The sequence below is a fragment of the Polaromonas sp. P1_F6 genome, from assembly GCF_056405695.1.
In genome coordinates, this window is the sequence record NZ_JBFUBQ010000016.1 from 14338 (window position 1) to 28210 (window position 13873).

Genomic DNA, 13873 nt, shown 5'->3' on the forward strand with positions numbered 1-13873 from the left:
AAGGCAAACAGGTTCAATATTGCTGCTGCTGCTGCTGCTGCTGCTGCTGCTGCTGCAGCTTCAGTTCAAGTTCCGTTATATATATTTGCACCAATATAATTACGAAAATGAACATCGCGTTGCCGGTTTGCGCTAAAGCATGAAGACTTTCCGACTGCAATTGCGGTTTCTAGTCCCGCTGGTCGTGATCCTTTCGGCGGCCGCCTATCTGGCACTTCCGCTGATGGACCGCCTGACACTTCGCTGGTTCGCGCGCGATTTGAATATGCGCGGCACGCTCGTGGCAAACGCCTTGTCCGAGTCGATCGCGGATGCCTTGCCCGACCTGCGCGGCCGCAAGCTGCAGACCTTGTTCAATCGCGCGGTGCAAGACGAGCGACTGGTCGCGATCGGCGTGTGTTCCCAGGGCATGAAGTTGCTGGACAGTACCTCTACGTTTCCCAAGGACCTGGACTGCGCGCGAGCCAGCCAGATTGCCGGCGAGCCCGACCCGGTGTTGCGCATTGGCGGCGGCCCGGTTCATGTGGGCGTGTATCCCGTCGTGGCGGAGTCTGGCAATGTCGGGCAATTGGTCTTGTTGCAGGATCTCAGCTTTATCGAGCGGCGAAGCAAGGACACGCGGCAGTACCTGATCATCCTCATTGCCAGCCTGGGTGGCGTGATTGCCCTTGCAACGATGGTCATAGCCCAGCTGAGCTGGCGCGGATGGGTGTCCGGCACCCGCGCCCTCCTGCGCGGAGAAGGCCTCGTGCGCCCGTTGGCCGGCACCGCACCGGAACTCGCCCCGCTTGCAGCCGACCTGCGCGCCCGCCTGCGCGATCTGGAGGACGAGTATCGGCGGTCGCACGGGCCGGAGGCCGAGTGGGACCCGCAACGGCTGCAGTCGCTTCTGCGCGCCCAGTTGAGCGGCGATCAGGTCATCGTGGTTTCAAATCGCGAGCCCTACATTCATGATCGGGAGCATGGACAAGTGGTCGTACGACGCCCCGCCAGCGGACTGATCACCGCCGTTGAGCCGGTCATGCGAGCCTGTTCGGGAAGCTGGATTGCGCACGGCAGCGGCAGCGCCGACAGGGAAACGGTCGACAGTCACGATCGCGTCGCCTTGCCGCCGGGGCAGAGTGAATACGTATTGCGCCGGCTCTGGCTGACTGAAGAGGAAGAGCAGGGTTACTACTACGGCTTCGCCAACGCAGGGTTATGGCCGCTGTGCCACGTTGCGCACGTGCGACCGATCTTCCGCGAGTCGGACTGGCATCATTACCGCGCCGTCAACCAACGGTTCGCCGACGCGGTGGTAGCCGAGGCGCGAAGCGAGGACCCGGTCGTGCTCGTGCAGGACTATCACTTTGCCCTGTTGCCCGCCATGGTGCGGGCCAAACTCCCAAGGGCGACCATCCTGACCTTCTGGCACATCCCCTGGCCCAATCCCGAATCGTTTGGCATCTGCCCTTGGCGGCGTGAGATTCTGCAGGGCATGCTTGGCAGCACGATTCTGGGCTTCCACACTCTCTTTCACTGCAAAAACTTCATTGAGACAGTTGACCGGTACCTGGAAGCACGGATCGAACACGAGCACTCGACAATCTCTTATCAGGGAGCGGACACCTTCGTAGAGAGCTATCCGATCTCAATTGCCTGGCCGGATGAGACCGAGCGCCAAAGCTGGCCTGCGGTCGAGCAATGCCGGCGAAGCGTGTTCAAGCGCCTGGCCATTCCGGAGGGGCACCGGTTGGCCGTTGGCGTTGACAGGTTCGACTACACCAAGGGCATCCTTGAGCGCCTTTATGCGGTGGAGCGCATGCTGGAGAAGCACCCGCAATGGCTGAGCCGCTTTACATTTGTGCAGGTGGCGGCTCCCTCTCGCAGTGTGCTGGAGGAGTACCGGACATTTCAGGAGCGGATCCGGCAGGTGGCGGAGCGTATCAACAGCCGATTTGGCACGCCCGACGGGCCCGTGATCCGGCTGCTGGCGCAGCACCATGACCACGAAGCCGTCAATGAGTTATACCGAGCTGCCGATGCTTGCCTGGTTACCAGCTTGCACGATGGCATGAACCTGGTGTGCAAAGAGTTCGTGGCGGCGCGGGATGACGAGCGTGGCGTGTTGATTTTGAGCCGATTTGCGGGCGCAGCGCGCGAGATGCCCGAGGCCCTGATCGTCAACCCCTATCATGTTGAAGAAACGGCGGACGCCTTGCACCAGGCGTTGCTGATGCCAGAAGGCGAGCAGCGCGAGCGCATGGCCAGCCTGCGCACCACCGTGCGGGAATTCAACGTTTACCGCTGGGCGGGCCGGATGCTCTCCGACGCGGCGCGTTGGCGGCTGCGCGAGCGAATTGCGCAACGGGTACAGAGGCACCGACTGGAATGAACCGCGAACCACTTCCCGACGATGTTCGGCGGTTCGTTCTGGCGAGCGTGCCGTCGGTGCCCTATATCGAGGCGCTTCTCCTTATGCGACGCGATGCTGAGTCAACCTGGACAGCATCCCAACTCGCCAGCCGTCTTTACGTTCCAGTGGCCCAGGCGGCGCAGATATTGGAGTCTTTAGTAACCGCGAAGATCGCGGCTAGTGTCCCCGACATGGAAGGCGTGTACCGTTACCAGCCATCGCGGGAGTTGGCCGAATTGCTGGATCGGGTAGCTGCGCACTACGCGAGCAATCTTCTTGCGATCACCGATTTGATTCACTCCAGCCTGAACCGGCGGGCGAACCAGTTTGCGGACGCGTTCCGCTGGCGAAAGGATTCCTGACATGGCGGCCGTCATCTATCTTTTATGTGCCTTGACATGCCTGGCCTGCTTCGGTCTGCTGTTTCGGGCGTGGCGTTCCAGCCGAACCCATTTGCTGTTCTGGAGTGCGCTGTGTTTTGCGGGTTTGAGCGTCAACAACTTCCTGCTGGTTGTCGACAGGCTCGTACTGCCGGCGGTCGACCTGTCCACCTGGCGGCTCGCCACCGGGCTGGTCGCGCTGCTCTTGCTGCTGTTCGGTCTCATCTGGGAGGAAGACTGACCATGAATCAGATGCTGATGGGCGCCATCGCCGTTGCGTCGCTGATCGCCGGGCTTTTCTTCTTCAAGTTCTGGCGGCACACCCGGGATCTCTTTTTCCTGTACTTTGCGTTGTCATTTTGGTTAGAGGCCATCAATCGCTTCGTGCTTGGGCTGCTGATCGGCATTCATGAGGACGGCGTGCTTTTCTACAGCGTCCGGCTTGTGGCGTACGGGTTGATACTTTTGGCGATCTGGCAGAAGAATCGGCCATCCCGCTGAGGTGTTAAAGCACTACCAATTCCGCCGGGTGACCTGACCGGCCCAAGAGCTTGGACCGAAGGTCACTTGATTCTCAGGGTAAATACAAAAAGAAAGCTTGCCAAGAAATAGGCAACAACGGCCGCGACAACGCAAAGCGCAACGATTAGGTAGATCCCAAGCCGATCTCTTTCAGCTCTGGATTTCTCGTCGGTCGACGGCTTCTTTGAGTGATCTCGCGGCAGCATAATCAATTCTGGAACGGGTCTTCATTAAATACGGTTAGGCAATTCTGAGGTTCAGCAGAATTCACCTGCAGGAGATAACTCCACGAAATGCCGTGTCGGTAATCCAAATCAAGGGCGAAGCTGCGATTCGGTCTATTGCGGTGGCTTGTACATGTGTTCGTAGTAACGGATTGCTTTTTTGAAGGCAGAGCGATGCATGAACAAATCTACGAAAGCTATTCCTGATCCATTGCGATACACAACCTGAGTGGCATCCCCTGCGAACATTCTGTCAATCAACAAGTCGCCATCGAGTTGTATCGGACTAGAAGAGGGCGACCTCCTCCCATATATGGGATACGGAGCCATGAAGAGATGTGTAGCCAGGTAACTCAATGGACCTTGCGGCGCCAACCCAGGCCCGTGGGCGGCACGCGATAGTTCGGTTCCTTCGATGGCCTTGTAAATGACTGCGGTAGCTTCGTGCAAGCTGATGAATTTCAGGTTAAAAAGCCAGCGCTGATGAAGAAAAGAAGTACTCAAGGACGAAAAAGTTGTTCGCACGCTTAGCGCACCCCATTCAACTATGGGTGGCGATGAAGGATGAAATTCGGCTAACGACATCGGGTGAATTCCAGTTCCCTGAATCTTGCGTTCCGCTAGCAAATTGGGGTTTTGACGTTCTAGAGGGCGGAAATCTCAACCCGTGATGGGCCACATTGAACTTATGCCTGCTCAATCGGTTCCCCAATTTCGCTACTAAAAAAAGAGCCTCCAGAGGGCTCGAGCCCCTGAAGGCTCTAAAGTCCTCGCTGGGAAATTTCCGGATTGGGAGCTTTTATTATATTTGTTCAAATGTATATGCCATCAGGTGTTTCCCTGAAGCGTGACTGCAGCAGACGTCAAGCCTTGGGCAGGCGGAGTAACTGCAGGTCGGCCAGCAAGGCATAGAGCGGGACGCTAACCAGACGCGAAACGGCACTTGCCACCAATGCGCTGGCCATCAAGCTGAGGACCAGGCCGTGGCCGTCGACCATTTCCATCACGATGATGAATGCTGTCATCGGCGCATGCGTGACGGCGGCCAGAAATCCCGCCATGCCCAGCGCTATCAGCGTGGGCGCATTGACGTAGCCTGTCAGCTGGGCGATGTCGTTGCCCAAAGCGCCGCCTATCGCTAGAGAGGGCGCAAAAATTCCACCCGGAACCCCTGACCAGGCGGTGATCCAGGTGGCGATGAACTTGAGCAACGCATACAGTGACGAAGATTCACCGCCGCTTTCCAGCATCGCTCGCGTATGGGCATAACCGCCGCCATAGGTATCCCCATGGCTTACACAGCCCAGCACGGCCACAGCCAGACCGCAAGCTGCCGCGAAGCGCACGGGCGACTTTTGCCGGAAGCGGCTGAACCAGTCCGGGGTGCCAGCAAGGGACACGGCCAACAGCCTGGAAAACAAGCCTCCCGCCAAGCCGCTGCAGACGGCGACCAGCAAGCCCGGCAGCAGCAATGCCATGCTGATGTTCTCAACGTGGATGACGCCGAAATAGGTGGCATTGCCGTAGATCGAAACGGCCATCAGGCCGCCCAGCACTATGGCCGCGAGCAGCAAGCCGTTGCTGCGCTGCTCCGGCTTGCGTGTCAGCTCCTCAATCGCGAACATCACGCCGCCCAATGGCGTGTTGAATGCCGCGGCGATCCCGGCGGCCCCACCGGCCAACAGGAGCCCCTGTTCCGATACCCGGGAGCCCGAAGGCAGCCAGCGACGGGCGTGATACATCACCCCGGCCGCAATCTGCACCGACGGGCCTTCCCGGCCCAAGGACAGGCCGCCCAGCAGTCCCCAGGCGGTCAACAGCATCTTGGCCGCGGAAAGCCGCAGCGATACAAACAAGCCGCGCGAGGCGGCAGGTACTTCGGATGTCAAGGCTGCCATGACCTGGGGAATGCCCGAGCCGGCGGCGCCTGGGGCGTAGCGCCTGGTCACCCAGACAATGGCTGCGGTGCAAACGGGTGTCCATAGCAACGGCCCCCACCAGTAGCTCTTTTCAAAAACGGAAAAAAGCTTCAGCGCATGCTCTGTCAGCCAGGTAAATGCCACAACGGCCAACCCCGCCAATACGGCCGACGCCAATACGACGGCGCGCCCGGCCCAAAGCCGCCAGTCGGCCATCTCGCTTCGTAAATTTGATGGAAATGGGGGATGGGCTTTCATGGTGCACCTGGCAAGTACATTTGTAGAAATGCAATATAGATTTCCTCAAATGTAAACGACATCACCATCAAAGGAGCGCTATCCCCGCGCATGGCCGCCCGAGCTCCGGAAACGTATCAGCCGGATGCTTATGCCTTGTCCCTATGGTCTCCATGGGGCCTTGGAACAGGCGAGCCTAACTCAGGCATTTTCGAGCAGGAATTGCAGGCGTTCTTCGGCCCTGTTAGGCGCCATCTCGGCGATCACCGCCTCGACCACGTTTCCCGCCACAAAGGGGTCGAGCGCCACGCGGGTTTGCAGCGCCTCACGCGTAGTGTTGTGTGCCAGGACCATGCCACCCTGGTTGCCTGCAAGGCTGCCCGTTACGAGGAAGACACCATCCCCGAACCCCTGGTCAATCCATCGCTTGTGGCCGGCCATGTGAGCTGCGGCTTGGCCTTTGTTGCTAGAGAACTTGAGAAAAATACAGAACATGAACGCTCCTGTTTGAAAAAAACTAATCCGCACGGCCCGTGGCGGCCTTCTTGGGTTTCGCGCAAGCCTGGACCCAGGCAATCATGAGGTTTACCTCCTGCCGCACAAAGTCTTTGTCGCGCAGTGACTGCGCCAACACGGCAACGCCCTGGCTGCGCGCCAGGAGATGCAAGGCAAGGGCATCCGCATCTTTGCCGCGGCCCATTTCCTGGAACTGTTGTCGCAGCCACACCCGGAAAATGTCCATGACGGCGTTAGCGTCGCTTTGCCCGGGGTGCTTGAGTTTTGCCAGCTCCATGCACAGCGTGCCAACCGGACACCCGTGGCGCATGATCTTTGACTGGTTGCGTATCAGGAGGGTGATGAACAGCTTGACGCGGTCTTGGGCGCTTTTGCCCTCGGCCTCCCATTGCGCCAGCATCGCCCGCGTGCGTTCGAGCCGCCCGGCAACAACCGCCGTCAGGATTTCGTCCTTGGTCTTGAAGTGATGGTAGAAATTGCCCCGTGAGATATTCACGGCCTCCGCGATGTTCGAGAAAGATGTGTGCTCGAACCCCTGTTCATAGAACAGGGTATCTGCAGCGTTGACGATACTGTCGCGGGTTGGTGTGGCCATGATTATGACGTTCGACCTGGAAATTCCTGCAATATTAGGATGATCGTCCTAATTCGTCAATCCCCAGCGGCCAGATCCCCAAGGTATTCACCACGGGCCGGGTAATCATTCTTGATCACAAAATCCAGCGCCTGGACCAGTTCCCCGAAGTTCGGCCGTGCAAACGGCATCGACTGCACGGCCAGCCAGTAGAGCGTTTGGTCGGGGCGCACCAGGAACACGCCAGGTTCGGAAAAAAGCGCCGGCTCCTCAATGCCGATCGATGTCTTTCCTCGCGATGTGGACAGGTACAAGCCCCAGGCGCGAGCCGTCGCCAGCGGTAGCCCGTAGCCCATGCGCAACTTGCTGGCCCCGATCTTCTCCGCCATCTGGCGTGCACGGTCCTGGTCGTCGCCACTCAAGGCCAGCACGCGTACGCCACGCTCGGCGAAGGCCTCGACCTTGCTTTCCAGGTCGCGCAGGTAGACGGCGCAGACCGGACAGTGCAGGCCGCGGTAAAAGCAAAGTAGCGTGAACCGGTCTGGTGCTTCCTTCGCCAGATCAAAAGATTCACCAGAGAGAGTGGGGACGACCAGCGATGGAACGGTTTGTCGAGGTGTGAGCATGTCTTTCCTTTCGAAGTTGATAGAGGCATTAGAGGCATCAAGCATGGCAGACTTAATGCAACTAAAATTCCGAAATACATGATCTAAAGTCCTACCTTATGACTTCACCCACCCGCACCGACCGCCTGAGCGCGTTTCTTGCCGCCTTCCCCCTTCAGGTGCAGCCGGCTGCGGGCGATGGCGGCACGCGTGAGGCCGCCCACCTGTTCCTGCTGAAAGGCGATATCGCGGGAGCGCGCCGTATCGTCTTTTGCAGCGCCGGCGTGTCGCGTCCACGCTCTGCGGGCACGGTCTTGATGGCGGCGGTGGTGAAATTCGGCGGTGACGCCAATCCGCTCCTTCGCTCTTTGCCGGCAGAAGTCGCGCTCGACACGCAGGAAGCCGAGCCCATCTGGGCATTGGCGCGGCAACTGCTCTCTGAGGTGCAGGTGCCGCGTTGCGGGGGCCCCGCAGCGCTCGCACGGCTGGGCGAGTTGCTGGTGCTGATGGTGTTGCGCCACGCTATCGATCAGGGCGCGACCCAGCCCGGTTTGCTGGCAGGGCTGGCCGACCCGCGGCTAAGGCATGCAGTGGGCGCGTTGCTGGAACAACCTGCGCGTGCCTGGCGGATGGAAGACCTGGCTGAAATCAGCGCGCTTTCACGAAGCCAGTTCATGTTGTCATTTCGCCGCACGCTGGGCATGACGCCGGGCACTTTTCTCACCGCTTGGCGACTCACGCTCGCCCGCCGCCGGCTGCAGCAAGGTGCGCGCGTCAAAGTGGTTGCCGCATGGAGCGGCTATGCCAGTGCGGCGGCATTCAGCCGTGCTTACAGCCGGGCCTTCGGCCACGCGCCTGCAGCAGCGGTTTTCGACAATTAGCGATGGGAAAGACTGCAGCAAGGCAAGGGAAATCCTTTCTTGCCCCCGTGCAGTTCAGTAACGCGTCGTAAGCCTAGTCAACCACGCCGGCGAGACATCGACCATAAAGGCCTCGAGGCTCTTGTCCACTCCAACCAAGACGGCCAATCCAAGCAGGAGCATGATGGAGCCAAGCGCAAATTTTCCGTATTTTCCGCCAGTCGTCAATTGACCCCGCACGCGTAGCACAACTTCGCGTGACACACTTCCGAGCACTACGAGAGGAGTGCCCGCGCCCAGGCCGAACAGGATCATGAGCAATATGACCTGCGATAACTGCGTTCCCTGGGCGGCCAGCGCCGTGGTTGCTCCCAACGTCGGACCGACGCAGGGGGTCCACATCAGACCAAGAAGTAGACCAATCACGAACTGTGCGCCGCAGCCCTGGGCTTGGAATCGCTGGAGCCAGCCGCCTGTGACGGTACTGAGGCCGGACGTCAGCAACGTAAAACGAGCTTGCAATTGTGGCGACAACAGCGTTGCCCCAAATATGACCAGTATCACAGCGCCCACTTGCCGAGCCACACCTTGATCCAAGCCAATCGATAGACCGATGGTGGCGAAAAACAGGCCGATGGTCGTGAAAGAAAAGGTCAGCCCCGCAGCTAGCGCCAGTGGACCGAACCGGTGTTGCGCCATGGCCGCTGCCACGAGAATCGGAACAAGCGGCAGGACGCATGGCGAGAGCGTAGAGAGAATGCCGGCGCCATAACCCAGCGCGAACGTTCCTAGGCCGAAGTCCATGTGATGGGACTGGGTTGCAGGATGATGAAGGCGTCAAAGCGCTTTGGCAAAGATCGCCGCAAGCACTTCTTTATCCGTCTGCCCCGTTGAACGCGTAACTTCTTTGCCTGCCTTGAAAACCACGAAGGTGCTTTGCTGGTTGACGCGCAATTGTTTTTTCAAAGCGACTTCTTTGTCGTAGTCCGCCAAAAACAGCGTCACGCTCTTGAACCTTGGTTGGCCCAGCAGCTCGTCCACAATCGGTTTCTGCGCCTTGCAAGTCGGACACCAACTCGCGGAAAAGTCCACGATGACAGGCTCGCCCGCCGCAACGGCTGACTCGAATTTTTTCTGATCGAACGGAATCTCCCCCGCAAACGACAGAACGGAGAATCCTGCCATCAGGGACGCGCAAAAAAGGCCTCGAAACAAAGTGATGAATTTCATGGTGTTTTTCCTGTTAACGGAGTTGAAGAATCGGTTCAATAGTCAGTTGTAGGCCTGAGTGCCAAGAGTCCGCGCATAGCGCAATATTCCGACGCCTTGCGAGCATCTGTTAAGAGAACGCCCAATGCTCGGTCACGTCCGGGTAACCACGCCGAATGCGTAGTTACTTGGTACTTCGTAGCCCACATCGCTGCGGTTACAGCGCAAGGCACAATCGGACAAGTTTTTTTTTGCGCTTTTGTAACCAAACAGGCCGGAAGACCGAATGACAAGAAGGAGTGTTGCGGTGAAAAGCGATGCGGAGCAGGTACTGCATGAGTTGTTTATGCGCGGCCTCGATGGAGATATCGCCGCCTACCGAGCCTTCCTCCAAAAGCTCAGTACCTATTTGCGCGCGTTTTTACGTAAACGCCTCTTCGGCTGGCCCGATGAGGTGGAGGATCTTGTCCAGGAATGTCTGCTCGCAATGCACAATCAGCGCCACACCTACCAGAGCGACCAGCCGCTGACGGCCTGGGTGCATGCGATCGCGCGCTACAAAATGATCGATCTGCTGCGGGCCAAATCGATCCGGGAGGATCTGCATGACCCGCTGGACGACGATCTGGCGGTGTTCGCCGAATCGACCACGGAAGCCGGCGACGCCAGGCGTGACTTGGCTGGTCTGCTTGAAACCCTGCCGGAACGCCAGCGCTTGCCTATTGTCCACGTGAAAATAGAGGGCCTGTCGGTAGCGGAGACGGCAATTCTGATTGGCATGTCGGAGTCAGCCGTGAAGATCGGCATTCATCGCGGCCTCAAGGCCTTAGCGGCCAGATTCAGGAGCCCTACATGAAAACTGACGACTTTGTGGCGATGCTTGCCAATGGGACGACTGCTGTTCCGCAAAACGTTGTCGGCCGTCGCATCAGGCTGGCGCTGCTGATCGGTGCGCCGGTGTCTTTGGCGATTTTCTTCGCAGGCTACGGATTACGCGACGACTTGAGGCTGGTCATTTCATCACCGATGTTCTGGGTCAAGCTGTTGTTCCCGCTGTGCATTGCCGTTTCGGCCTTTGTCGCCGTGCTGCGCCTGGCGCGACCGGGCGTCGAGGTACGGCGCGCTTGGATGGGTTTGGTGGGGCCCGTGTTCCTGGTCTGGACGATGGCCGCTTTGACATGGTTCGCAATGCCGATAGAGGAGCGCATGCCGTCGTTGCTGGGCCAGTCCTGGCGCACCTGTGCGCTCAGTATCGGCCTCTTGGCCTTGCCGGTTTTTGTAGCGACCTTGCTGGCGCTTAGGGATCTGGCGCCTACCCGGCAGACACTCGCCGGCGCTGCTGCCGGTGCGCTGGCCGGTGGCGTGGGGGCCGCAATCTATGCGCTGCACTGCGTGGAATTCACTGCACCATTTCTTGCTGTTTGGTATGTCATAGGCATGCTGGTGCCAGCGCTTGCTGGTGCTGCGTTGGGCCGTTGGGTACTGCGCTGGTAGATTTACGTCGCCCAACCAGATCTCTTAGTGGCTTCTCGCGCAAAACAATCCGTGGAACCATCCTAAGTCCTAGCTACAGAATGGCTGGGACCACACTCGCTCGAAGCGGGCTCTACGACGTTACCGAGTTGATCGGGCCGGGCTGGCTTGAAGGGGAATGACTTTTCATGGCTGACGCGACATCGCTCACTACTGCCGAATCTTGGACCCAAGTCTGCTCAGATGCTGCAAACTGCGGGCATACAAACGCTGGGTGACCTGCGAACACTCGGATCTGTGGCTGCCTACGCGAAAGCCAAGCGTGCTGGCCAGCGCGTCTCTTTGAATCTTCTCTGGGCGCTGGAAGGGGCCCTTACGGGCAAGCGTTGGCAGGATATCGCCCGCAACCACAGGACCAGCTTGCTGTTTGCCCTGGATGAATACGAGCGCGGGGAATAGAGACCGCAGGGGACCGCCAGACGGTCGGGCATTCGCAACGAGGCTGGGGGTTGCAGCGGTTCAAATACTGCGCATATTATTCGGCATGACCTACCCTGTCGAAGGCGGATGCGATTGCCGCTACATCCGGTATCGCCTGACCACCACGCCGATGATCGTCCACTGCTGCCATTGCCGCTGGTGCCAGCGCGAATCCGGCGCTGCGTTCGCGCTTAACGCGATGTACGAGGCCGATCGCGTCGTGCATCTTGGTGGCGAGCCTGAGTTGGTTGACACTCCGTCCGCGAGCGGCGCGGGCCAGAAAATCGCCAGATGCCCAAAGTGCCGGGTCGCGGTCTGGAGTCACTATGCCGGCTCCGGTCCGGTGACCAGGTTCGTCCGAGTCGGGACGCTCGACGATCCAGACATGATGCCTCCGGAGGTCCACATTTTCACCGGCTCGAAGCAGCCTTGGCTGATTATTCCTTCAGAGACGCCCGCCTTCGCTGAATACTATGATCGCGATGCGGTCTGGTCTGCCGAAGCCCTTGCACGTCGGAAAGATCTTCTACCGCAAATCGAAGCATATCAAGCTGCACGGCGCTGAGTCTTCTGAGTATCACCGTCGACGTGACCCAGCGTCGGCCAGCGGACTTGAAAATCGCTCTTTGACCTAGCCATGCGAGGTTCAAGCGGGGAAGCTGCGCCTTCCCCAGAACGGCCTGCGTGCGGTCATACCCTCGCGAGGTCTTCGCATAAGCAGATACACGGCGGGAATCACAAACATGGACAGCAAGGGAGCGGTGATCATTCCGCCGACCATGGGCGCGGGGACCCGCTGCATGACCTCGGAGCCCGTGCCTGTTCCCCACATGATGGGAAACAAGCCAGCCAAAATAACCGCCACCGTCATTGCCTTGGGCCGCACACGCAGTACTGCTCCCTCCCGGATCGCATCCAGCAGGTCGGCCGCAGTGGTTTTGCCTTGGTCGAGCCGATCATTCCAGGCGGATTTAAGGTACAGCAGCATGATCACGCCGAACTCCGCAGAGACCCCGGCCAGAGCAATGAAGCCCACTGCACCCGCTACCGACAGGTTGTAGCTCAACAGGTAGAGCAGCCAGATGCCGCCCACCAGCGCAAACGGCAGCGTGGCCATGATCAACAATGCCTCGTCAAAGCGCTTGAAGGTCAGGTACAGCAGCACAAAGATGATCAACAGCGTGAACGGCACCACCACCTTGAGCTTGGCGGTGGCGCGTTCCAGGAACTCGAACTGACCCGACCAAGAGACCGAGTAGCCCGGTGGCAGCATGCCCTTGTCCGCAACGGCTTTCTGCATGGCCTGGACGGCGGAGCGCAAGTCACGACCGCGGATGTCCACGTAGACCCAGCCTGAGAGGCGTGCGTTTTCGCTGCGCAGCATGGGCGGGCCGTCGGTGATGCGGATATCCGTGTCGAGCGATATGTTGGCGCTCACTAGAACACCATCACGTGGTCAACAAGATAATTGCCTTCTTGTTGAACAAGAACCAGCTCTGCCACGAAGTCTCCGGGCTGCTTGGTAAAGCGCTGCTTCCAGATGACAGCAACAGAGTTTGGACGACGGAAGATGGCGACACGACGCCGCGGCGGCGGAGTGGATTCCGATCGAGAACCTGGCCGCTATGGAAGATCGCTTTCATGACGATCACTTCCACATGCTGGACTTCTTTTTCTCGTTGACGGTGCGGACTTGATCCGGGCAAAGATTTGCCGGACTCCTTGGGCTCCGGTGATTGTGCATGGCTGATTTATAGCGATATCACCTCAACCTGTTGTATACCAATAAAGCAGAACAAACTCGTTGCAGTTTTCGCAAACAAAGCATTCTTCTTCTGCCATCAGGTTTGGTTGAAGGAAGAATCGTTTCTGCAGGTCGCGCGGTGGCTCAAAGCCCAGTACTTCAGCTGTCGGAAAGCACAGCATGTTTTCAGGTGTCAGGGTGAAGTCGTATGCGACTTGCCATGGTTCTGCTGTTAGGGGAATAACACTCAGGCTTCGTATTTCGGCGTTTTCATCGTCGAGTTCTCGTGCTATTGGTCTTAACGAGGAAGCGACAAATTCCGTGAGATCTGAGAATTTGTCGCGGTAGCCGTGCACAAAAAAACTTTGGCATTCATGAACTCGTGCGCTAGCGATGCAGATTACTGGCGGCAACGAGGCCTCGTTTCGTAAGCGATTCAACACATCAGCTGAGTTCATGGATTTATTTTTACTCATGGTCTAGTCTAGAACTCGTGCGCGTGGCAGCCGCAATGTTTGATTTAGATAGCCCTCTAATGATTCGCCACGGTCTTGGCTCAAAAACCAACACTTGAGAGCTCTCCCAAGTAACAGTTCTTACATTTCGCCGCTTCAAATTTAAACTCTAGGTAACACCAGGCACAAGGCTTGGCGAGAACAACAAAACGGAATCAGGGAGAGCGTGATTGGCCAAGCCACACGATGACTTGGGTGTATCACTCGGGGCGGTGCCAGC

General features: G+C 58.5%; 17 protein-coding genes and 1 pseudogene. 9 read left to right on the forward strand and 9 right to left on the reverse strand.

Annotation, left to right across the window (positions count from 1 at the left end; genetic code table 11):
• Positions 1-139: 139 nt before the first annotated feature.
• Genes AC1DY9_RS23215 through AC1DY9_RS23230 form a run of 4 tightly spaced genes read left to right on the forward strand, consistent with a single transcriptional unit; the run spans position 140 to position 3276 of the window.
• Positions 140-2374: an alpha,alpha-trehalose-phosphate synthase (UDP-forming) gene (locus tag AC1DY9_RS23215; protein WP_477667779.1), complete on the forward strand. Its 2235-nt coding sequence runs from the start codon at positions 140-142 to the stop codon at positions 2372-2374.
• Complete coding sequence (locus AC1DY9_RS23220; protein WP_477667780.1) at positions 2371-2757, forward strand: hypothetical protein; 387 nt, start codon at positions 2371-2373, stop codon at positions 2755-2757. Before AC1DY9_RS23215 ends, AC1DY9_RS23220 begins: the two co-directional genes overlap by 4 nt.
• Position 2758: 1 nt before the next feature.
• Positions 2759-3016: a DUF5985 family protein gene (locus AC1DY9_RS23225; RefSeq protein ID WP_477667781.1), complete on the forward strand. Its 258-nt coding sequence runs from the start codon at positions 2759-2761 to the stop codon at positions 3014-3016.
• 2 nt (positions 3017-3018) lie between these two features.
• Entirely contained in the window at positions 3019-3276 is a 258-nt protein-coding gene (locus AC1DY9_RS23230; RefSeq protein WP_477667782.1) for a DUF5985 family protein, read from the forward strand.
• Between the two features lie 1108 nt (positions 3277-4384).
• On the opposite strand, the gene AC1DY9_RS23235 is transcribed toward AC1DY9_RS23230, so the two are convergent.
• The 4 genes from AC1DY9_RS23235 to AC1DY9_RS23250 all read right to left on the reverse strand — a co-directional run bounded on the left by AC1DY9_RS23235 (position 4385) and on the right by AC1DY9_RS23250 (position 7393).
• Positions 4385-5698, reverse strand: coding sequence for a chloride channel protein (locus AC1DY9_RS23235; RefSeq protein ID WP_477667783.1), 1314 nt, complete (start codon positions 5696-5698; stop codon positions 4385-4387).
• 180 nt (positions 5699-5878) lie between these two features.
• On the reverse strand, positions 5879-6172 hold the full coding sequence (locus AC1DY9_RS23240; protein ID WP_477667784.1) for a YciI family protein: 294 nt from the start codon (positions 6170-6172) through the stop codon (positions 5879-5881).
• A 22-nt stretch (positions 6173-6194) separates the two neighbouring features.
• The gene (locus AC1DY9_RS23245; protein WP_477667785.1) at positions 6195-6788 is read right to left on the reverse strand and encodes a TetR/AcrR family transcriptional regulator; all 594 of its coding nucleotides are present in this window, start codon (positions 6786-6788) and stop codon (positions 6195-6197) included.
• A gap of 56 nt (positions 6789-6844) precedes the next feature.
• A complete protein-coding gene (locus AC1DY9_RS23250) occupies positions 6845-7393 on the reverse strand; it encodes a peroxiredoxin-like family protein (protein WP_477667786.1) in 549 nt (182 codons plus the stop codon).
• Between the two features lie 98 nt (positions 7394-7491).
• Between AC1DY9_RS23250 and AC1DY9_RS23255 the strand changes: the two genes are divergently transcribed.
• Positions 7492-8253 carry a helix-turn-helix transcriptional regulator gene (locus tag AC1DY9_RS23255; RefSeq protein WP_477667787.1) on the forward strand — a complete coding sequence of 254 codons (762 nt, stop codon included), beginning with the start codon at positions 7492-7494 and terminating at the stop codon, positions 8251-8253.
• 54 nt (positions 8254-8307) lie between these two features.
• Here the strand turns inward: AC1DY9_RS23255 and AC1DY9_RS23260 are convergent, their stop codons facing one another.
• Positions 8308-9036 (reverse strand): cytochrome c biogenesis CcdA family protein, encoded by a 729-nt coding sequence (locus tag AC1DY9_RS23260; protein ID WP_477667788.1) that lies wholly within the window; start codon positions 9034-9036, stop codon positions 8308-8310.
• Positions 9037-9069: 33 nt separating this feature from the next.
• The gene (locus tag AC1DY9_RS23265) at positions 9070-9462 is read right to left on the reverse strand and encodes a thioredoxin family protein (protein ID WP_477667789.1); all 393 of its coding nucleotides are present in this window, start codon (positions 9460-9462) and stop codon (positions 9070-9072) included.
• Between the two features lie 265 nt (positions 9463-9727).
• Between AC1DY9_RS23265 and AC1DY9_RS23270 the strand changes: the two genes are divergently transcribed.
• The 4 genes from AC1DY9_RS23270 (at position 9728) to AC1DY9_RS23285 (ending at position 11959) form a co-directional block, all read left to right on the forward strand.
• Positions 9728-10297 (forward strand): sigma-70 family RNA polymerase sigma factor, encoded by a 570-nt coding sequence (locus tag AC1DY9_RS23270; protein ID WP_477667790.1) that lies wholly within the window; start codon positions 9728-9730, stop codon positions 10295-10297.
• Positions 10294-10935: a DUF1109 domain-containing protein gene (locus AC1DY9_RS23275; protein WP_477667791.1), complete on the forward strand. Its 642-nt coding sequence runs from the start codon at positions 10294-10296 to the stop codon at positions 10933-10935. Before AC1DY9_RS23270 ends, AC1DY9_RS23275 begins: the two co-directional genes overlap by 4 nt.
• A gap of 147 nt (positions 10936-11082) precedes the next feature.
• A complete protein-coding gene (locus AC1DY9_RS23280; RefSeq protein WP_477667792.1) occupies positions 11083-11373 on the forward strand; it encodes a TfoX/Sxy family protein in 291 nt (96 codons plus the stop codon).
• A gap of 85 nt (positions 11374-11458) precedes the next feature.
• Positions 11459-11959 carry a GFA family protein gene (locus AC1DY9_RS23285; protein ID WP_477667793.1) on the forward strand — a complete coding sequence of 167 codons (501 nt, stop codon included), beginning with the start codon at positions 11459-11461 and terminating at the stop codon, positions 11957-11959.
• An 81-nt stretch (positions 11960-12040) separates the two neighbouring features.
• Here AC1DY9_RS23285 and AC1DY9_RS23290 read toward each other — a convergent pair.
• The 3 genes and pseudogenes from AC1DY9_RS23290 to AC1DY9_RS23300 form a co-directional block, all read right to left on the reverse strand.
• Positions 12041-12805 (reverse strand): annotated as a pseudogene (locus AC1DY9_RS23290) (efflux RND transporter permease subunit); the annotation flags it as partial.
• Between the two features lie 37 nt (positions 12806-12842).
• The gene (locus AC1DY9_RS23295) at positions 12843-13052 is read right to left on the reverse strand and encodes a hypothetical protein (RefSeq protein WP_477667794.1); all 210 of its coding nucleotides are present in this window, start codon (positions 13050-13052) and stop codon (positions 12843-12845) included.
• A gap of 109 nt (positions 13053-13161) precedes the next feature.
• Positions 13162-13596, reverse strand: coding sequence for a hypothetical protein (locus AC1DY9_RS23300; RefSeq protein WP_477667795.1), 435 nt, complete (start codon positions 13594-13596; stop codon positions 13162-13164).
• Positions 13597-13873: the final 277 nt, after the last annotated feature.